We start from the raw sequence: 21184 nt of genomic DNA on the forward strand, positions 1-21184 counted from the left end.
TCATATGATTTGATAATAATTATCACTGACTATTATACATCAATTTTCAATAGATTGTGAAGATTATCACTGCATATAATGTCTATTCTTGACATAATACTTCCGTTTGTTTGGTTAAGTATCTTGATAATGGAAGATAAAAATGTAAACAATTCCTTATTTCACGCAGGACCCCTATTTTACGACAAAAAATGAGTGTTGTTTTATAGGCAAGCACATACCGATATGATATGATAGGCAAGCCTATGAACAGCGCCCCTTACGGGCTGTTTTTAAGAGCGTAAAACTATATATAATAATGGAGGCTTTTACTGTCATGTCAGCGCAATCCCCTAACACCCAATCTGTCAAAATCGTCACTGCCGACCCTAGCGCCATCGGGCTATTCGGACTGGCTATTGTCACATTGGTCGCTTCTTCACAGAAGCTTGAATTTACAACAGGACTTAGCTACGTTATTCCTTGGGCTATCTTCCTGGGAGCATTCGCGCAGCTATTCGCCGCCATTCAGGATGCTAAGCACAACAATACCTTTGGTATGACCGCCTTTGGCGCCTACGCTTTCTTTTGGTTCGGCATGGCTAGCAGCTGGCTAATCAAGCTTGGCGTATTTGGTCCAACGCTTGCGGAGGCTGTAGATCCTAAGCAGCTCGGATTTGTATTTCTGGGTTACTTGATCTTCACACTCTTTATGACGATTGGTGCCGTTGAGGCAAATAGAGTTCTGCTTATTATTTTTGTATTGATAGATTTTCTCTTTATCGGACTAACCTTTGATTCCTTTGGGATCGCTCCAGAATTCTTCCATAAGCTAGCTGCTTGTGCTGAGCTTGGTATTGGTATCGTGTCCCTTTACGGATGTGGAGCATCCGTGCTAAACGCTCATTTCGGCCGCAGCTTCTTACCGATTGGAGCTCCGCTGGGCATCTTCAAAAAATAGAAATTGTTCTGATCTGAAACTAATACTTTTGCAAGCCGAAAGGATGCTGAGACTATGCATGTCCTGTCCTCTTCTGAATTAGCGGTAACTGCTATTTTCGCCCTTATTCTCGCAGTTATTGCCTACCTGATCATTCGGAATATCCCGAAGATGGTTGGTGATATTGCGGCTTTTCGCAAAAGAACACTGGTTTGGACCCAAGTTTCACTAGTACTAACGGTGCTTCAGTTGAATTTCAAAGCAGGCGATTGGCGCTTTTCTATCGTCCTTGGACTCATTGTGTTATTTACCGGAGCTATTTGGCTGTCCGCCCGTTATTACGACATCAGTCGCAATGCAGGTCCAGAATCTAAAGATCCTGAAGCACATTAGTAAATCTCAAGCTCCCGAAAGGGGGCTTTTTTTTATAATTTCAGAAAGCTTCTTCGCATAGTTCTCCCCCTCACAACCATACTAATGACATTCTAATAAAAGTAACGGGAGGATTATCAGGGTGAGCAAAAAAATCAATCTGCTAATGTTCAGTGGGGAATACGACAAAGCGATGGCTGGACTGATCCTAGCGAATGCCGCAAGAGATATCGATGTCGAGGTTACTATGTTTTTTTCATTCTGGGGTCTATTTTTGGTGCGTGATCCGGAGAAGATGACTCTTGAGGACAAGAGTATCTACGAGAAGCTGATGGATGTTATTACACCGAAGGGCCCTGGGCAGCTGCCGCTCTCTCATCTGAACTTTAGCGGGCTAGGACGAATGATGCTCGAGGAAATGATGGAGGAACAAGGCGCACCGAAGCTGATTCATTTTCTAAAAGGGGCTCGTAAAAAAAACATCAAATTCTATGCCTGCAAGCTCTCTGTGGAGATCATGGGCTTTAAGCCCGAGGAACTGCTGCCAGAGGTCGAAATCATCGATGCTGCGGCATATTTAAAAGATGCTTTAGAAAGTGATGTACAGTTATTTATTTAAAGTCTGACTAGGCTTTAACCCAATCCCCCATGCAGGCATATACTGTTGCCATAGAAACTACTGGCACGCCGAAAATACACCCCATTAACTTAGCACTGACGGCGTACGGGCTGGAGGGAATATCCGTGCTAAACATCATCCACGCCTCTTCTGCAGAGACGCCCGCTTCATTACAAGACCATTTTGATACTTTTCGTGGTCACACCATCGGCATTCGGCATCAAATCAACACCCCTTATGGCAGACAGCCGCTTCTGTATGCCGATTGGACCGCAAGCGGGCGCTTATATGAACCGATCGAACGCAAGTTGCAGGAAGCCTTCGGTCCCTACGTCAGCAATCCACATACAGATTCCAACACCACCGGACTAATCATGACGCAGGCTTATAATGAAGCTCGCCAAATCATTAAGAACCATGTAAATGCTGGCCCTCAGGATGTACTGCTCTTCTGCGGCAATGGAACAACAGGAGCCGTGAACAAGCTGCAGCGTATCATGGGATTAAGGCTCCCGGAATGGCTACAGGAACATAATAACCGTGCACTGGAAGACCGCCCCGTTATCTTCACCAGCCATATGGAGCATCATTCCAATATTCTTCCTTGGCAGGAGGGACTTGGTGACGTCGTTACCATTCCCGCCGGAAAGGACGGAAATATTGACCCTCAACAGCTTGAAGACCAGCTGCGACTGTACCCCAATCGCCGTTTCAAGATTGGTTCATTTACAGCTTGTTCTAATGTGACTGGAATTCAGACGCCTTACGCAAAGCTAGCGGCTACTATGCATCGTCATGGGGGCGTATGCTTTGTGGATTTTGCCGCCAGTGCTCCCTACGATCCTATCAATATGCACCCACCTTCCCCACTGGAGAAGCTTGATGCGATCTTTTTTTCTCCGCATAAATTTCTGGGTGGGCCGGGCACAAATGGCGTTCTAATCTTTGATGAAGCGCTGAGCAATGGACGTATTCCTGACGAACCGGGTGGAGGTACAGTAGCCTGGGTCAACCCTTGGGGAGGACGCCGCTACACTAATGCGATTGAGATGCGGGAAGACGGGGGAACACCGGGGTTTTTACAAGCTTTTCGCACGGCGCTTTGCGTGAAGCTGAAGGAGCAGATGAATGGAAACGGTCAATATATGGTGATTAGAGAACACGAGCTATGTCAGGAATTAATGGTAGGACTCCGCAGCATCCCGGAGTGCGCGCTGCTGGCCGGAGATCATACAGAACGTCATGGAATCGTCTCTTTTACACTTCGTGATATCCATTACAACCTCGCTGTTCAGCTGTTGAATGACCGTTTCGGCATACAAGCTCGAGGCGGCTGCTCTTGTGCAGGTCCATACGGACATTACCTGCTTGGATTAGGGTGGACGCAATCCGCTCAGATTGCCGGAGCGATCATGAGCGGCGACCAATCCTTCAGACCAGGGTGGATTCGCATCTCCCTACATCCCATTATGACTAATCAGGAAGTAAAGAGAATTGTATCCGCTGTAAGGAGTATTGCGACCCATGTCCAGCAATGGAAGCAGGACTACCTTTACGATACTTCCACGAACAGCTGGAATCATATCTACGCGCAGCATTCACCCGAGATGAAGCTCCAAGAACTCTTCACCATGTAACAATCTAACTTATCACACGTTGCCCTTCACCATGTCCAAATCGGCAGCACTGGCATTGGAGATGACTTGTTCTACATTTTTGCAGCCCGGAATTACACTGGTTACTGCGGAATGCTGGAGACACCAAGCCAAAGCCCACTGCGCCATATCCAGACCTGACGGCACTTCATTAGCAGCAATTTCTGCTACTGCGCGCAGCTGCTTTTGTCTTACATCCTCTTTATGGTTAGCTCGCACATCACCCTGAGCAAAAACCGCATCTGGCTTATACTTGCCGCTCAAATAACCACTGGCTAACGGAACGCGAGCTAACACACCTAATTGATGCTCGATGCACAGCGGAAGAATCTCTTCTTCAGGTTGACGATCCAGCCGATTATATACTACTTGTATGGCCTCTGCTTGCACATCCGCTGCCGCAGAGGTCTGGTGCACCCCCGAGCCCGATGCACTGATCGACACGCCCAAATGACGGATTTTGCCGGCTTGCTTCTGTCTGTCGAGCATACTCCACAGCTTATCATTATCGAATTGCTCATCCGTTCCGGAATGGAATTGATAGAGGTCAATATACTCTGTCTGGAGTGCGCGGAGGGAGTCGTCCAGCTGCTTAAGCACATCCTCAGCACGCCATAGCTGTTCCCGCTGCAAATGCCCCTGAAAATGATGGCCAAATTTCGTAGCTACAACCCAGTCCTCGCGTTTGCGGCGCGCCAGATAATCCCCGATGAACTTCTCCGACAAGTGATCTCCGTAACATTCTGCCGTATCAATCAGATTAATACCCAGCTCTCCAGCCTTATCCAGCATGGCATCGACTTCAACCTGAGTGAAATCCTTGCCCCACTCTCCGCCAAACTGCCAAGTCCCTAGGCCAATCACCGAGACATTCATTCCTGTACTGCCAAGCTTACGATATTTCATCATCATTTCCTCCTTTATTCTATTTAAATTTAGGGATTCAAGTTAATTCTGACTCTATGCTAAGCTATCTTGTTCCCATCCTGTGCTGTTCTAGCAAAACGCGCTTCGATGGCTTTGACTCCCCATAACGACAGCCCGATAAACAACAGAACATAGATAATCTCCCACGGCTGGCGAATGAAACGTTCCAGATCGTTGCCAATGTATGAAACTGCGAATACCATAATCGCTTTGCCTACCGTGAGCGCAAGAAGATACGAACGGAACCTCATCCCGGCAAGCCCCGCTGCCATATTAATCACAACAAAAGGTCCTACCGGAAATATACTAAGCAGAAAAACATAGCTAAATCCGCTTTGCCGCACCCACGTCATGCTTTTGGCTACTTTGGGCCGCGCTGCCCATTTTCGTAAATAACGATGGGAGGCTACTTTGCGGATAATCCAAAAGGTAGTCACACAGCCTGCAACCAGACCGATCCAAGAATACAAAAAACCTAACCATAAACCATATACGGCCCCATTTAACCCTACGATCGCAATAGTTGGCAGTGGTGGTATAAATGATTTCATAAACGTTAACGCAATGCCCGGAAAGGGCCCAAACGAACGATATTGTTCAAGCAGATGCCGCAGATTATCCTCTGTCAGCCAAGACATAATATCAAGAAAATACATAACCAGCTGATCTCCTCATCCGATTGGAATTCTTAACACTTGGTCTCAATTATACACGAAGTTACGTTTATTCCTACAGTGCCGCCAATATAGAGTGAGCAACCGGGACTAATTAAATGACAGGGAGAAAATTCTTCGTTACTATAGACAAAAATACATATTAGACGGGGGCATAAGGTTATGATCATTCATTCAGAAACGTTGGATCTGCAAACTACCACTGAGCAGGATTTAGCGTTCGTTCTAGCCATTGAACAAAGTGAGCTTAATCGTGCCTATATCGGACAGTGGAGTAAAGACGAGCACATTACGGCTATCCATGATCCAGATATCCTGCATCTTACAATTTGGGAGAGGTCCGGGAAAAGAGTCGGCTATATCATCGTAACAGGACTTCAAGATATTCATCTTACCGTTTGTATTAAACGAATCGTCATCCATTCCAAGGGCTTTGGGTATGGCAAACTGTCGCTTCGTCTCGTGAGCGACTGGATCTTCCAGCACACCGAGACGCATCGGCTATGGTTGGATGTTAGAGATCACAACCACAGGGCTCGCCATGTCTATGAAAGCTGTGGCTTTACACTGGAAGGGACTCTACGTGATTGTATGAAGGTTGAGGGACATTTTGAATCTCTGCATATCATGTCCATATTACGGTATGAGTATATAGAGCGTGAGCAGCAGCGACAGAAATAGATTAGGGAAATCCTCCCTGATCTTTGGTCTTTCAGGTGCCTATAACTGCAAATCAGGGAAAACTTCCCTAATATTCAGCGAATTTGAGCAAAATCGGCGTATTTCAGTAATTTTTAGGGAGGTTTTCCCTAAATCGTCTATTCGGGGACCCTAATCAGCCACTTTTTAGGGAGGTTTTCCCCAAAAAGTGTATGCCGCGATGATAATCGGCTATTTTCAGAGAAGTTATCTCCACGCACCCTTTCAGGAACACAATAAAAAGCCGAGCAGTAGGCCCCCTATCCTGCGCAGGCTCACTACTCAGCTTTCAATTCCATTTCCCTCAAACCTCTCCACTGTAACAACCCGCCTGCTCACCTTCCGCCCTCAGCCCCGCAACCACAAGGGTTGTCACGTACTTACGGGCATCCGCTGTCAGCAGTAACAGCTCTACCGAGCTTTTAGCCGGCTCCCCTCTGACAAACTTTATTCGGGCACCGTCCAAATCCTCTTGGATGCCGGCAATCGTATATCCTTTAAAAAGCAGCCCATCAATCTCCTGCTGTTCTTTGGCATATTCCGCAAAAGCAGACATTAGACTACACCTCCGCTGATTTCTGCCTTAGAAGGAAGAGGAGCCTCCGCTGCAAAACGTTTGCGTTTCAAATATTTTCCCGAACCTGCTTTGCCGACAAATTGTTTGTCACGAATAACAAATTCGCCTCGACTGAGAACAGAAACAGGCTCTCCCTTCACTTCAAAGCCCTCAAACGCATTATAATCTACGTTCATATGGTGCGTGTCCGCAGAAAGGGTTCTTTCTACAGAAGGATCAAAAATGACCAGGTCAGCGTCACTACCTACTGCGACCGTGCCTTTTTGCGGATACAAGCCAAACAGCTTGGCGCTAGAGGTAGCAATAATGTCTACGAATTTGTTCAATGAGATCCGGCCTTTCTGCACACCTTCCGAATATAGAATTGTAAACCGGTCCTCAATGGTCGGCCCACCGTTCGGGATTTTGGAGAAATCGCCCAGCCCCAGATCCTTTTGTCCTTTGAAATCAAACGAGCACTGGTCAGAGCCAATCGTCTGCAAGCTGCCGCTCCATAACGCATCCCACAAAACATCCTGATTCCACTGCTCACGCAGGGGCGGAGACCACACGTATTTAGCACCTTCGAAATTAGGCTTTTCCAGTGCCGTCTGATCCAGCACTAAATACTGTGGACAAGTCTCGCCGTAGACGCGCAGTCCCTTTTTACGCGCTTCAGCAATCTTCCAAGCAGCTTCCGCACAGGTCACGTGTACAACATACAGCTGAGAATCTGTCAGTTCGGTTAGATAAGCTGCGCGTCCCGTAGCTTCACCCTCCAGCTCCGGCGGGCGGGTCAGCGCATGAAAGATCGGATCAGTGTTGCCTGCGGCCAAGGCCTGCTCAACAAGATATTCAATGACATCTCCATTCTCCGCATGCACCATAACGAGTGCACCTTCTTTTTTCGCAGCTTGAAGGGTCTTAAAAAGTGTGCCATCATCCGCCTGAAAAGTATTCTTATAAGCCATAAATACTTTGAGCGAGGTAATGCCTTCATTCTCAATTATCTCCGGAAGCTCACCCAGTACTTTATCGTTTAATTCTGAGACCATAAGGTGGAAGCTGTAATCAATCACAGCTTTATCCTGCGACTTATGATGCCATGTATCTACGGCTTGCTGTAGCGGTTGTCCTTTGGTGGTTAAGCAAAAATCAATGACTGTGGTCGTTCCGCCATATGCAGCCGCAATAGTTCCCGTCTCAAAATTATCAGCTGTAACCGTGCCGCCAAAAGGCATATCCAGATGGGTATGAGGATCAATGCCTCCAGGAAAAACATAACACCCCGAGGCATCTATAATTTCCGCACCAGGGACATCCAAATGAAGGCCAATCTCCGTAATAACCCCGTTTTCAATCGCCACATCGCCTGTATAAGTATCTGCTGCGGTAACGATGATGCCATTTTTAATAATCTTTTTCATCCTTAAACCACCTCCACTTCCGAATAGGTGCCATTCAAACTGCCGATCACTTTCTGCCGCTGATTCCAGGTCAGTGGAGCTGCCCCGGTATCCACTGGAACCATATCGATCGCGCCGTCTGCTGGACAGACAATAGAACAAAGATTACAACCTACACAATCTTCCTCGCGGACCTGTAGAATAGCTTTCCCATCTGCATTAGTTAACATATCAATACACTGATGTGAAGCATCTTCGCAGGCAATATGGCATTTATTACAGTTGATGCAGTTGTTCTCATTAATACGGGCAACAACCTTATAGTTGAGATCCAGATCACCCCAGTTCGAGTACCGGGATACCGATTTACCGATTAACTCTGTTACAGAAGCCAAACCTTTGTCATCCAAATAGTTGTTCAGGCCATCGATCATTTCCTCCACAATCCGGAAGCCATGATGCATGACCGCTGTACATACTTGAATGCCCGTAGCACCCATCAGCATGAATTCAACAACATCCTGCCAGGTGGAAATCCCTCCAATACCGGAGATAGGAATGCCTACTCCCCGGTCACGGGCACACTCGGCCACCATACTAAGCGCAATTGGTTTCACAGCCGGCCCGCAGTAACCGCCATGTGCACCCTGACCCCCAACATTCGGAATTGTGTTCCAGCTATGAATATCTACACCAGCAAGACTGTTGATCGTGTTGATCATACTAATCGCGTCTGCTCCACCCTTAACCGCATGGCGGGCAACGACGGTGATATCCGTAATATTAGGCGTCAGCTTCACAATCACCGGGGTCGTTGCAACTTCTTTTACCCAGGTGGTCTGTGCCTGCACCAGATCAGGCTGCTGCCCCGAAGCAGCGCCCATTCCACGCTCAGCCATCCCGTGCGGACAGCCAAAATTAAGTTCCAGGCCGTCTACACCCACATCCTCTACCCGCTTAACAATCTCATGCCATTTATGCTGCGTTGGTTCTACCATCAGGGAGGCTATAATCGCATGATTAGGGAATCTTTTTTTCGTTTCATAGATTTCCTTCAGATTAACTTCAAGCGGACGGTCGGTGATCAGTTCAATATTGTTAAAGCCCGCAACCCGTTGCCCATTGAAATTTACTGCCGCAAAACGCGATGAGGTATTAATGATCGGATCGCCGAGCGTCTTCCACACCGCACCGCCCCAACCTGCTTCAAAGGACCGCTGCACTTGATAACCTGTATTCGTAGGCGGCGCGGAGGCCAGCCAGAACGGATTCGGTGATTTGATTCCTGCGAGATTAATACTTAAATCTGCCATGATGTTCCCTCCCTGTCATGTAAAATCCAATTTGATTTCTACGCTCAGCCCGCTGATCTAACAACGACCTCCTGCTGGCCTGAGAATTGTTTAACAATCGCATGGGCTGCATCTTTTCCCTGCTGTGCCGCTGACACAACCATGGCCTCACCCTTACCTGAACCAAAAATAATGTCCCCAGCGGCATAAACCTGCGGATCGGAGGTTTGGCAGGTGACCTCATCCACCTTAACAACCCCACGGTCATGCATAAGACCTAAGGAATCTATTAGATCCAGACGACGCTTTTGACCAATAGCTATTACAACCGCATCTACAGGAATCAAGAACTCAGAACCCTCGATCGGCATAGGTATTGGACGCCCATCTTTGCCCAGCTCCTCCGTCAGCTTCATCTGCACACATTCCAGTGCGGTTACATTCCCAAGCTCATCACCCACGATACGTTTCGGTAAGGTAAGCCAGCTGAACTCCACACCTTCCTGCTTCGCGAATTCATATTCAAAGTCATATGCCGTCATCTCTTCGCGGGTCCGGCGGTAGACCATTTTCACATTGGTGGCTCCCAGCCGCACTGAGCAAGTCGCTGCATCAATAGCCGTATTCCCTGCCCCAATGACAGCGACCCGCTGATCCATCAGCTCTAGCAGAGGAATGCCCGTCTTAGTAGATTCTACAAGCGCAATAGCGTCATAAACTCCAGCCATTTTTTCACCTTCAATCCCTATTGGAGGCACATATCCCATACCCGCTGCCAAAACGATAGCATCATAATTCGACTTCAGCTCATCTACAGAAACATCCACTCCGACTTTTACACCTGTACGTATTTCCACACCCAGCTTCTCTACCTGCTCTACTTCCCAAAGAGATACAGACTGCGGGAGCCGAAACGATACAATCCCATGTGTATCCAGCCCACCCGCTAACGCCTTTGCTTCGTAGATCACAACAGCAAAACCTTCACGGGCGAGCTCCCTAGCCGCAGACAATCCCGCAGGACCACCACCAATTACGGCTACCTTTTTCCCATTAGGGGTGCCAGCCTTAAATAATTGAACTCCGCTGTTCATCGCCCAATCTGTCGCATAACGCTGCAGCAGTCCGATTTGGATCGGCGCCGAGGCATCATTTAACACACAGGCTCCTTCACACAGCTCATCTGTAGGACAAACACGAGCACAGCTGGCACCCACAGGATTGGAATCCATAATCGTCTGTGCCGAGCCTTTCAAATTGTCAGTAGCGATCCGTTTGATAAAGGAGGGAATATTAATGCTGGTCGGACATGCTTTTATACATGGGGCATCGTAGCAATATAGACAGCGATTAGACTCATCCAGGGCACCTTTATGGGTCAGAGGCGGCTCAGCCTCGGCGAAATTGCGCATGAACATATCAGGTGTAAATGCTGTTAACGGAGATGAATGCTCCATCACTAGTCCCTCCTTATGGGTAATTTTTCATATTTGTGTTATATAATATAACATTATTTCAAGTTTTGTCTGAATATTTTGCTTACATCTTTAATTTATTGTAGTAATATAAGCATTAACAGAAATTATCTCTCAACGTTCTTCCTGATTAGGTTATATATACTGACATCCGTTAATCAAACTATAGTCATTTCGAATTTTCGTTGCATTAGACACTTTGTCTAATTTCAAAACTGTATTTTTTACGTGTGAGAATAGGCTGAGAATAACAAGGCGTTAGCCGAAGGCCAGAGCGCAGAAGATCGAGGGGGAGTACCTATGGACTGGGAGCTTGTATTAACCATTCGTGACGCTTTAAAAAGACCACTATTCGCAGAAGCCGAGGTGATCGGCGGGAAAAGCGGCCTAAGCCGTGCCATTCGCTGGGTGCATGTGCTGGAAAGTGCCAACTTCGAGACTCTGATTCATGGCGAAGAAATGATTTTGACTACGGGGATTGGTGCAAGTGTCGATCTCCCTTCCTCCTTGGAGTTTATGCAGAACCTGATCGACAAAAATGCAGCTTGCCTATGTATTGAGTTAGGTACGTATTTCAGTACCATCCCGCAAGAGATGATCGACTTAGCCGACAGGCATGACTTTCCGCTAATCATCTTCACCCGCACGGTTCGTTTCGTAGATATCACGTTGGATCTTCACTCGATTATCATCAACCGGCATCACCGGATGCTCCAAGAACTTGAAAAAATCTCACGTGAATTCCACCGCCTGACCTTAACTTCACAAGGAACGCTGAAAGTGCTGCAATTATTGTGCAAAAGTACCCGCACACAAATTGTCTATATGCAGCTGCAAGGCAAACCCTTATTTTTTCCGGCACTTCCGCCGGAAGAGCAGGCTCCATTGCTGAATTTTTTCACCGCCTTCGGCGACGAGCTGGAAGGAATTCAACCTGACGCCGCCCCCTATATCCGGGAATATGGACAGAAGACCATCGCGCTCAAGCCTGTAGGTGCGCTGGATCAGACCTGGGCTTACATTCTGATGGTATGCAATCACAAACCACAGGAGTTCGACTGTCTGCTGCTGGATTCCGCCTCTTTGTCCATTGCACAAGAGCTGCTGCGGACGCGGTATATGGAGGAGCGTAAGCTTTTTTCAGAAAATCTATGGGTCGACGAGCTGATCAATGGCCGCATCGAAGATGATAACCGCTTAAAGGGCCTGATCGGCTCTAATTTCAACGTAGTCAACGAGCTCCCTTACCGTGTATGCCTTATAGAGATCAAGAACCCCAGAGATGTAAAATGGAACAGCTCAGAGAACGAATGGGAGTCCATCACCTTCCACCTTTCGCTCATCCTGCGTTCCATCTTTGAGAAATATTCTTTACGTCCACTGATCACCCTTAAGAACAATCGCCTCACCGTCATCGCCCTTGACATCCAATCGAAAATGCCTGGAAAAATGCGACTTCAACAAGCACTTGAAGCCCTGCAGAACATCCGCTCCGATGAGAAGCTCAAGGATTTGCAGCTCGTCATTGGAGTCAGCAAATCGCATAAGCGCCTAAAACGAGCCTATTCCGGTTATCAGGAAGCCCTACAGGCATTGTCGTTATACTCCTGTTACCAGAAGTCACTACTCTTCTATGAAGAGCTGGGTGTATTCCAGCTGCTGTTGAGCTTAAACGACGGAAAAACGTTGCAGAACTTCATTCGCAGTTATCTCGGCCCGCTAATCGACCATGACCAAACCAAAGGCAGCGAGCTGCTGCTTACCCTTCGTGTTTATCTGGATCATGATGGTTCCAAACAAATTGCCGCTCGAAACTTATTCATTGTCAGACAGTCCCTTTATTATCGCCTGGACAAAATAACAGAGCTACTGGGTGAAGACTTCATGCAGCCAGAGAATCGGATCTCCATTCAAGTCGCCCTGCGCGCTTACCAATTTCTATATCCAGACAAAATCACTTTACCTAGCCCCCGTTCAGCACAGATTTAAAGGTATCGATAATAAATTCTATATCTTCATCCGTGGAGGATAACGGCGGGGCGAAGGTAAGCACGTTGTTGAACCCAGCTACGGTATCGCCATTTTTACCGATGATAAGCCCCTTGGACTTACATTCGGCAATAATCCCCTTCACAATATTCAGATCAACCGGTTTCTTACTGACCTTGTCTTCAACCAGCTCAATCCCTGTCACCAAACCAAAGCTGCGGACATCACCTACAAGCTTGTGATCAAGCAGCTCAGTAAATTCTGTATTTATTCTTTTACCTAAAAGATCCGCACGTTCCACCAGCTTCTCCTGCTCGATAATCTCCAGATTACGCAGCGCCAGCGCACAGGAAGCAGGGTTACCACCAAAAGTATTCACATGGCGAAAATGCCCATAGTCATCGCTATTGTCCTTAAATACCTCATAGATATCCTTACGAACAGCAGTGGCAGATAGAGGAAGATAAGCGCTAGTCAGTCCCTTAGCCATCGTTACGATGTCAGGCTTCACATTAAAGTTGTGATGACCAAACTTACGTCCAGAACGTCCGAATCCACAAATCACCTCATCCATAATGAGCAACACACCGTGCTTACGGCAGATTTCCTGCACCCGATCCAAATAAACCTGATGCGGTACAATGACGCCACCACCCGTAATTACAGGCTCCATAATCACCGCAGCTACCGTCTCCACGCCTTCCCAGATGATCATATCCTCTATGGACTGTGCACACTGGAGATTGAATTCTTCCACAGTCATCCCAGCCGGGCGGCGATAGCTGTCCGGGGGAGCTACATGCAGAAAACCACCCGCCAACGGTTCATATTTATATTTGCGCTGGGCCTGGCCCGTTGCAGATAATGCCCCAAGTGAACTGCCATGGTACCCACGATAACGGGCAATGAATTTATGGCGATAATGCTGGCCGATTTGCTGCTGGTACTGGCGGGCCATTTTGAAAGCAGCCTCATTGGCTTCCGATCCACTATTGGAAAAAAAGATCACATAATCGTCTCCGAGCCACTCATTCAGCTTCTCCGCCAGCGCAATCGCCGGGAGATGACTTTGTGTCAGAGGAAAATATGGCAGGGTCAGCAATTGATTGTAAGCAGCTTCCGCCAGCTCCTTGCGCCCGTATCCCACATTTACACACCACAGGCCAGACATCCCGTCCAAAAATCGATTGCCCTGTATATCTGTAATCCACGACCCACTTGCCGAGGCGGCAATCATAGGCGGGTTCTTTTCACTATAAGGTGTAATGTTGTGCCATAAATATTCCTGATCCTTCTTCACCGCAAGCTCACTATCGTTCCCCAGAATCTGCATAACATTTTCTCCTCTCAGCAGCTCATTTTCTCTAATAACGGGCAGTGATCATCTTTTTACGCGTATAGAACTCCACCCCATCACGGCCATTGGCATGCAGGTCTCCATAGAACGATTTCTTATAACCCGAGAAGGGGAAAAATGCCATGGGGGCAGGCACACCCAGATTCACACCCAACATCCCTGCATCAATTTCTTCCCGAAATTCACGGATCGCCTTTGCGCTATCTGTATAAATGCACGCCCCATTCGCGAATGGGGACTGATTCGTTACCGCAATCGCTTCACTCAGACTTTTCACACGAATCACAGACAATACCGGCGCAAAAATTTCATCCTTCCAGAGGGTCATTCCCGGCTGTACATGATCAAATATCGTCGGCCCGATAAAATAACCCGCACCCCCCGTAGCCGCATCCTTCCGCCCATCTCTCACAAGCTTGGCTGCCTCAGCTTCACCAGTCTCAATGTAATAAAGAGTCCGCTCCTTATTCGACTGACGAATTACCGGACCCAAAAACACCCCATCATCCGCGCCATTACCAATTTTAAGCTCATCCGCAGCCGCAGCCAGACGGTTCACTAGCTCGTCAGCGATATCCTCATGAACCACTACGACCGAGCAAGCCATACACCGCTCACCTGCCGAGCCAAAGGAAGCCGCAATGATATTTTTGACCGCATTGTCCAGCTCCGCATCAGGCAGCACAATCGAGTGATTCTTGGCTCCAGCTAGCGCCTGCACCCGTTTTCCCTGCGCTGTCCCTGTCTTATATACATATTCCGCAACCGGCTGCGAACCGACGAACGAAATCGCCTTCACTTCATCATGCTCCAGCATCCCATTCACAACCTCGTGCGCCCCATGTATCACATTCAGTACACCTGGAGGAAAGCCCGCTTCGGCAAATAACTCTGCCAATCGATTAACCAGCAGCGGCGTCCGTTCAGAAGGCTTCAGCACAAAGGTATTTCCACAAGCGATGGCAAGCGGAAACATCCAACAAGGAACCATCATTGGAAAATTAAACGGGGCAATTCCCCCGATCACCCCCAATGGATAACGGTACATCCCGGATTCAATACCGGTAGCAATGTCCGGAAGCTGACTGCCCATCATCAACGTGGGGATGCCTGCGGCAAATTCCACACACTCAATTCCACGCTGCACCTCACCTTGCGCCTCTTCCAGACTTTTGCCATTCTCCAGCGTAATCAGCTCGGCCAGCTCATGCCAATGCTTTACCAGCAGCTGTTGATATTGAAAAAAATAGCGGGCACGACGCGGCACAGCGACCCTTTTCCACGCTTGAAATGCCGCCGCAGCCGCTTCTACCGCCGCACCCAGCTCTTCCTTACTAGAAATGGGCACATAAGCAATCACTTCACCTGTCGCCGGATTATAAACCTCTTCATCTCGCCCGGACGACGATTCTACCCAAGCTCCATTCACATAATTCTTAACTCTTTCAGCCTGCGTTACTAGGAGAGACATAGCTCGCACCCCTTTCTCTGTTTCAGATGCACTGATGGACTGCTGATTATAATAGATGACCGCCAGATCAGGCGGCCATCCACTATAACATTAAGCTCAGTTAGTTATTTTGCCGCCATTTCTACGATTTCGTTCGTATAAGCCTCATCTACCTTAACCGGTTCTTTAATGACACCAAATTTAAGCGAAATATCAGCGGTTTGCTGGAACGCCGCCGCATCGGTATATCCCATCTTGGCACTGTCAAAGCCTTCAGGCAGAATCAGCTTGGCAACCTCAGTCATCATTGTCAGCTGATGTTCCTTCGTCGTACTGCCGTCTTCCGCTTGCTTCATCACACTGTCCACGGCAGTTGCAGGATCAGCAATTGCATCTTTCCAGCCCTTCAGGGAGGCACGTACAAACTTTGCTGCAGTCTCTTTATTCTCCGCAAGCCATTCCTTATTCGCGAACAAGTTATCCTCAAGCATCGCAACGCCTTCTGTATTCATGTCGATGACGTTCAGATCCTCAGCCTTAATACCTGACTCCAAAACCACTTGGTACTCGTTATAAGTCATCGCTGAGGCCGCATCGATCTGATCGCCCAAGAACTGATCCATCGTGAACCCTTGCTTCGTAAAGCTTAGGTCCTTATTCGGATCGAACTTATATTTATCGAATAACGCTAATAGTTCAAATTCGTTGCCACCCATCCAGTTGCCGACTTTTTTACCCTTAAGATCAGCGGCTGAGTTAATGCCAGCAGTTTTTTTGGAGACCAGGACCAACCCGCTCTTTTGATAGATTTGCGCGATCTGCACCAGCGGCATTCCCTCTTCAAGACTCGGCAGCAAGCTGGCTACCCAACCCACACCGATATCTGCGGAGCCACCTGCCACTTGCTGTTCCGGAACGATATCAGGCCCACCCGGCAGAATTTCTACATCCAAGCCTTCTTCCTTGTAATATCCTTTATCCTGCGCCACAAAATACCCAGCGAATTGTGCCTGCGGCACCCATTTCAGCTGTAGCTTCACTGTAACTGGATCAGCAGCCGGTTCAGTAGCAGCACTTGCGTCAGGAGCTGCTGAAGCTTCAGGGGCAGTCGTAGCTTCAGCTGCCGAGTTATTATTGTTGCCACCGCAACCCGCCATTAAAGAAACACTCAACATCATCACGATTGCCAACAAACCACCACGAAATTTGCGTTTTTTCCCGTTCATCAATCGAACTCCCCCTATCGTAATTTAAGTTTGTAACAAGCACAGTATGGACAATCATCGTGGTGCGTTTATGCATACAGCCGTGGGCGGTTTCTCTTTTCCATTCCCACTATGGCCGGATGTAATGAGGGTAATATTAAGTACGCTGCGAAGGATGCCACTTAATGAATACTTTCTCCAGCCGCTCAACCACTAAATAGAAGAGCACGCCTGCAATTGCAGCCAACACAATACAGGACCAACCCAGTGGCATTTTGGCAACTTTAATGGAATTGGAGAGCAGATATCCAAGCCCTTTTGAGGAGAAAAAGAATTCCCCAACAATGGCACCAATCATACTGGCAGTAGCATTAATCTTCAGTGCTGTAAATACATAGGGCAGACTGCTCTGAATCCGCAGATAACGGAATACCGCCGGTTTACCCGCCGCATAAGAATGCATCAGATCCAGCGCCAATGGATCAATCGCCGCCATACCTTTATAGGCGTTGATCGCCATCGCTGCCATTGTAGTTGCTGTTACTATGGCAATTCGTGAGCCTATCCCATCTCCAAACCACAGATTCATGATGGGCGCGAGGGCGACGATAGGCACAGCATTTAGGGCGGCAACCAGCGTCAAGCTTCCACTCCCCCAGCGCGGCCAAGCTGTCGCGACTAAAGCGATCAGGAAGCCGATAGCAGAACCAGCCAACATTCCCAGCACAGCTTCAGCAAGAGTGTATCCGGTATAGGACAGCAACAAGCTGAAATTATCTCGCATGGTTTCGGCGATGGCTGTAGGCAGCGGGAGTTGATATTTTTTCAGATCAAAGATCTTATGAAAAAATTGAAATTCCCATAGTGCAAGAAATAACAGACCTGCCAGTACAGGCAGCAGTACCCCTGCGCTAAATATCCTCTTCAGCATTCGTGAGCCGCCGCGACTCGCCGTAGCTTCCGCAGGTTTCGGAACGGCTACAGCATTCTTTGGTGTAGCCGTTAGCGCCGGCTGAGCCATTTCTTTACCAGTAGAGCCTATAAACGTGGTCTCCCGAACGGAGTTAGTTTCCATTAGCGGCTGCCTCCTTTCGGACGATATTCAGGCTGCCAAGGCGTTACCAGGCGTTCTATCAGACTGATTAACCAGTAGCTTACGATTCCCAGCAAGGCACCCACAATCACCGTAGACCAGAACATATAGGTGTGAGAGCTTCCATAATAGAGATTGCGCAGCATAATTACACCAATGCCATGCTGGGCACCCATAAGCTCCACCAGAATAGCTCCAGTCACAGCAAGTGGGGCAGCTATCTTAAGCCCACCGAACAAACCCGGCAAAGCCGCCGGGAATCTGAGTTTCCAATAGACCGCCCAAGGTTTCGCCGCGTAAGAATGCATCAATTCGAGCGCTGATGGATCTACACTCCGCAAGCCGCGCAGCATGTTCAGAGCCACGGGGAAAAAGGTGATATACCCCGAAATAATAATCCGCGAGGTCTGCTCATCGCGCACAATCCCGTAGATGATGGGTGCCAACCCCAGAATCGGAATCATCTGCGAGGCAATAGCATAAGGAAAAGTTAATTGCTCTATTGTCTTCGACAAACTCATCAGCACCGCCAATGAGGCACCAGCTACCGCTCCAATCAGGAAGCCAACACCAGCATTACCGAAGGTCGCAGCCCCTTCCTTCAAGAGCGTGCCTCCATACTGCCATAAGGTAGCTAACACCTCATGAACATATGGCAGCTTGGACTGTGCTAACGGCGTCTCCACCACATGGAGCAGCATCCAGGAAGTCCCTTCCCAGACTAGCAGCAGGCCAATATTCCAGACGAACAACGGCAGCAGACGACCTCGCACAAAGATACTGCCCCCTTTCATCACTACACCCCTTCGAAGCTGTCGCGAATACGTGCGATCAGTTCGAAAAACTCTGGGCTATTTCTCATTTCCGCCGTTCGCGGACGTGGCAGAGGAATTTCGACCACAGCGGACAAGCGACCTGGATGCGGGGAAAGAACAAACACCCGGTCAGAGAGGAATATAGATTCAGGAATACTATGAGTTACAAAAACAATTGTGTTCTGCACTTTACTCCAGACAGACAATAACTCTTCATTCAATCGCTCACGCGTAAATTCATCCAGTGCAGAGAACGGCTCATCCATGAGCAGAATTTCCGGCTCCATCGATAGTGCTCTAGCAATCGCTACACGCTGCTGCATCCCGCCGCTGAGCTGCCACGGATATTTATCCGCAAAGCTCTGCAGCCCCACCAGATCAAGAAGCTCCATCGCCTTTTCCTCACGGATTGACTTCTTTACCCCCATCAGCTCCAGTGGCAATGTGATGTTATGCTTCACTTTCCGCCAGTCGTATAACACTGGACTTTGAAAAACAATGCCATATTTTTGCGCCAGCCTGGCTTCTCTGGCACTTTTCCCAGCTACCACAATGTTCCCGCCTGTTGGTGCTATGAGATCGGCCATCAGTCTAAGCAGCGTCGTTTTGCCACATCCGGAAGGTCCGAGCAGGGAGACGAACTCCCCTTTTGCAATATCAAGACTCACCTGATGCAGGGCAAGCACTTCCGCAGCTTCTGTCCGATAACGCATTTCAACATTCTCCAGCTGAATCTCAGGAATATTTGTCGCTAGTGATGACATCCTCAGCCCCCCTTTTCAAAATAAGCCATGTTTATAATGTTATATAAACTGACGCTATTCAGATAAAATAAAGAAAACTTCTATTGCATGTAGTATTAACTAACATGTTACACGCTGCTCACTGGACTCTCACTAGACAATTAGTAAAATAGCTCCTGTTAAATTGCGTCATTTTGTCTAGGAGACATTTTTTTGACCACAAACCCGAAGTATTTTTTTATATCCGCGAATATGTGGTAATATTTATCCATATCTTTCCTCGGTAGGTGACAATAGACCCATGGGATCTATAATCTCGAATTATATTGTAATTGTTGCTATATCAGGTGTGCTGAGTGTCTTACTAGCCCTTTTCGCCTATTATAAAAAAACTGATTTCTTAGGAATCAGGGCTTTTGTTATAAGCTCCTTTACCTCTGCTATTTACACCTTCGGTTTCGCATTAGAATTATCGGGGAAAACTCTGGAGGAAATCAGCTTCTGGATTAAGTTAGAATATCTGGGGATGCCCTTTATTGCGCCGGCTAGTCTAATCATGGTGATCCATTTCGTTGGGCTGGAGACGCTGTTTAAAAAAGGCATACGGGCGGCGTTATTTATCATTCCATTCATTACAACGCTGCTGGTCTGGACCAATGATTACCATCATCTCTTCTATAAATCCATTTATTTACGGGAAAATACGCCCACCCCACTCGTTGATGTTGTGATGGGACCTTGGTATATCGTTCACGGCAGCTTTACTTTCGGCTGTCTGCTGGCAGCCATTTGCCTCATGATATGGCAGTGGAACCGGATGAAAAGGGTATACCGCAGGCAGATCATCACAATAATAATCGGGTTAAGCCTTCCAACCCTCGGCGCTTTTTTGTATCTGATAGGCTTGACTCCTTACGGAATGGATCCCGTCCCGATCATTATGAGCCTAACCTCCTCCCTATATATTTGGGCTATTTTATCCCGGGGCATGTTAACGGCTGCACCTATTGCTCGTGAGAATCTGTTCGAGAGCATGCGGGAGGGAGTGCTTGTCACCGACCGCTCGGACATGCTCGTCGATTACAATCGTGCAGCCGCGAATATGATAGAGGGGCTCAACTCCTCATCGATTGGCAAACCGCTAGCACAATTGTTTCTTAACGCAGGCAAAGATGCCTTGTCCTATGTGATGGATGCCGAGCCACTGTTGCGCGAAGAACGGGAAGTGGCTTGGAACAAAGCAGAGGAGATCTGCTATTATCAAATCCGCTCCTCTCCGGTACAGAAACAAGAGGGGCACATAGCAGGACAGATGATCATGCTGATTGACGTGACTGAACGAATACTGCTTCAGGAGAAGCTGCGTCAATTGGCTACGATGGACAGCCTAACGGGTATCTATAACCGCTCCTATTTTTTGGAGCTGAGTCAAGCATTGCTTGCCCGGGCTGCCAGCCTGCGAAGCTCATTATCTATGATTTTGCTGGATGTGGACTTCTTCAAGAGCATTAATGACCGCTATGGGCATCAATATGGAGATCAAGCTCTACAGCATATTGTCCAGGTGTGCAGCAGACATCTGCGGGAGGGAGATCTCTTTGGCCGTTATGGTGGTGAGGAATTTGTGATCTGTCTGCCAGAGACGTCACTGAAGCAAGCAGCATTGATCTGCGAAACTATCCGCGCGGATATTGAACAAAGCACCTTATATACCGTCATCGGGCCCATTAATGTGACCGCAAGCTTTGGAGTTGTGGAGGCCCTAAATCCAGAGGCCACTCTAGAAGAACTGCTATCTGAAGCCGACCATGCTCTGTATAGCTCCAAACGGAATGGACGCAACGCTGTGCATCTCTCCCAAAGGTCAGAAATCATTCTTTTCAAGCCTGTTTAATGACAATCATGTCCCTTCCTGCGCATTCAACAACTGGCCTTATT

At 48.0% G+C, this 21184-nt stretch carries 19 protein-coding genes; 7 read left to right on the plus strand and 12 right to left on the minus strand.

All coding sequences use genetic code 11. The features are described from left to right. Positions 1–316 precede the first annotated feature (316 nt). From MHI32_RS29045 to MHI32_RS29060, 4 genes are all read left to right on the plus strand, one after another. A complete protein-coding gene (locus MHI32_RS29045; RefSeq protein WP_036682044.1) occupies positions 317–940 on the plus strand; it encodes a GPR1/FUN34/YaaH family transporter in 624 nt (207 codons plus the stop codon). 54 nt (positions 941–994) lie between these two features. Continuing rightward, complete coding sequence (locus tag MHI32_RS29050) at positions 995–1312, plus strand: hypothetical protein (protein ID WP_076278292.1); 318 nt, start codon at positions 995–997, stop codon at positions 1310–1312. 121 nt (positions 1313–1433) lie between these two features. Next, positions 1434–1910, plus strand: a complete 477-nt coding sequence (locus MHI32_RS29055; protein WP_036682046.1) for a DsrE/DsrF/DrsH-like family protein — start codon at positions 1434–1436, stop codon at positions 1908–1910. A 125-nt stretch (positions 1911–2035) separates the two neighbouring features. After that, the gene (locus MHI32_RS29060; protein WP_340011554.1) at positions 2036–3547 is read left to right on the plus strand and encodes an aminotransferase class V-fold PLP-dependent enzyme; all 1512 of its coding nucleotides are present in this window, start codon (positions 2036–2038) and stop codon (positions 3545–3547) included. A gap of 12 nt (positions 3548–3559) precedes the next feature. Here the strand turns inward: MHI32_RS29060 and MHI32_RS29065 are convergent, their stop codons facing one another. Then, on the minus strand, positions 3560–4471 hold the full coding sequence (locus MHI32_RS29065) for an aldo/keto reductase (protein ID WP_076179216.1): 912 nt from the start codon (positions 4469–4471) through the stop codon (positions 3560–3562). 59 nt (positions 4472–4530) lie between these two features. Then, complete coding sequence (locus MHI32_RS29070) at positions 4531–5148, minus strand: TVP38/TMEM64 family protein (protein WP_036682051.1); 618 nt, start codon at positions 5146–5148, stop codon at positions 4531–4533. A 180-nt stretch (positions 5149–5328) separates the two neighbouring features. On the opposite strand from MHI32_RS29070, the gene MHI32_RS29075 reads away from it, so the two are divergent. Further along, positions 5329–5847: a GNAT family protein gene (locus tag MHI32_RS29075; RefSeq protein ID WP_248548950.1), complete on the plus strand. Its 519-nt coding sequence runs from the start codon at positions 5329–5331 to the stop codon at positions 5845–5847. Positions 5848–6169: 322 nt separating this feature from the next. On the opposite strand, the gene MHI32_RS29080 is transcribed toward MHI32_RS29075, so the two are convergent. The 4 genes from MHI32_RS29080 to MHI32_RS29095 are packed head-to-tail and all read right to left on the minus strand — an operon-like array spanning position 6170 to position 10576. Continuing rightward, positions 6170–6421 (minus strand): hypothetical protein, encoded by a 252-nt coding sequence (locus MHI32_RS29080; protein ID WP_051491218.1) that lies wholly within the window; start codon positions 6419–6421, stop codon positions 6170–6172. Next, entirely contained in the window at positions 6421–7848 is a 1428-nt protein-coding gene (gene hydA, locus MHI32_RS29085) for a dihydropyrimidinase (protein ID WP_248548949.1), read from the minus strand. The genes MHI32_RS29080 and hydA overlap by 1 nt, the downstream gene beginning before the upstream one ends. 2 nt (positions 7849–7850) lie before the next feature. Next, positions 7851–9140: an NAD-dependent dihydropyrimidine dehydrogenase subunit PreA gene (preA, locus tag MHI32_RS29090; protein ID WP_076124028.1), complete on the minus strand. Its 1290-nt coding sequence runs from the start codon at positions 9138–9140 to the stop codon at positions 7851–7853. Positions 9141–9184: 44 nt separating this feature from the next. Beyond that, positions 9185–10576 (minus strand): NAD(P)-dependent oxidoreductase, encoded by a 1392-nt coding sequence (locus MHI32_RS29095; RefSeq protein WP_076124030.1) that lies wholly within the window; start codon positions 10574–10576, stop codon positions 9185–9187. Positions 10577–10894: 318 nt separating this feature from the next. On the opposite strand from MHI32_RS29095, the gene MHI32_RS29100 reads away from it, so the two are divergent. Beyond that, on the plus strand, positions 10895–12583 hold the full coding sequence (locus MHI32_RS29100; protein WP_076124031.1) for a PucR family transcriptional regulator: 1689 nt from the start codon (positions 10895–10897) through the stop codon (positions 12581–12583). On the opposite strand, the gene MHI32_RS29105 is transcribed toward MHI32_RS29100, so the two are convergent. The 6 genes from MHI32_RS29105 to MHI32_RS29130 all read right to left on the minus strand — a co-directional run bounded on the left by MHI32_RS29105 (position 12558) and on the right by MHI32_RS29130 (position 19267). Next, positions 12558–13916 carry an aspartate aminotransferase family protein gene (locus MHI32_RS29105; protein ID WP_339188834.1) on the minus strand — a complete coding sequence of 453 codons (1359 nt, stop codon included), beginning with the start codon at positions 13914–13916 and terminating at the stop codon, positions 12558–12560. The two genes, MHI32_RS29100 and MHI32_RS29105, sit on opposite strands and share 26 nt — an antisense overlap. A gap of 31 nt (positions 13917–13947) precedes the next feature. After that, positions 13948–15411 (minus strand): CoA-acylating methylmalonate-semialdehyde dehydrogenase, encoded by a 1464-nt coding sequence (locus MHI32_RS29110; RefSeq protein ID WP_339170353.1) that lies wholly within the window; start codon positions 15409–15411, stop codon positions 13948–13950. Positions 15412–15515: 104 nt separating this feature from the next. Continuing rightward, positions 15516–16616, minus strand: a complete 1101-nt coding sequence (locus tag MHI32_RS29115) for an ABC transporter substrate-binding protein (RefSeq protein ID WP_076124036.1) — start codon at positions 16614–16616, stop codon at positions 15516–15518. Between the two features lie 136 nt (positions 16617–16752). Beyond that, entirely contained in the window at positions 16753–17670 is a 918-nt protein-coding gene (locus tag MHI32_RS29120; RefSeq protein WP_081391780.1) for an ABC transporter permease, read from the minus strand. After that, on the minus strand, positions 17670–18482 hold the full coding sequence (locus MHI32_RS29125) for an ABC transporter permease (RefSeq protein WP_339188845.1): 813 nt from the start codon (positions 18480–18482) through the stop codon (positions 17670–17672). Before MHI32_RS29125 ends, MHI32_RS29120 begins: the two co-directional genes overlap by 1 nt. A 2-nt stretch (positions 18483–18484) precedes the next feature. After that, positions 18485–19267 carry an ABC transporter ATP-binding protein gene (locus tag MHI32_RS29130; RefSeq protein WP_036682061.1) on the minus strand — a complete coding sequence of 261 codons (783 nt, stop codon included), beginning with the start codon at positions 19265–19267 and terminating at the stop codon, positions 18485–18487. A gap of 280 nt (positions 19268–19547) precedes the next feature. Between MHI32_RS29130 and MHI32_RS29135 the strand changes: the two genes are divergently transcribed. Next, complete coding sequence (locus MHI32_RS29135; RefSeq protein WP_339188848.1) at positions 19548–21140, plus strand: histidine kinase N-terminal 7TM domain-containing protein; 1593 nt, start codon at positions 19548–19550, stop codon at positions 21138–21140. Positions 21141–21184: the final 44 nt, after the last annotated feature.

It is taken from the genome of Paenibacillus sp. FSL H7-0690 (assembly GCF_037980415.1).
In the GTDB taxonomy this organism is placed as follows: domain Bacteria; phylum Bacillota; class Bacilli; order Paenibacillales; family Paenibacillaceae; genus Paenibacillus_AQ; species Paenibacillus_AQ odorifer.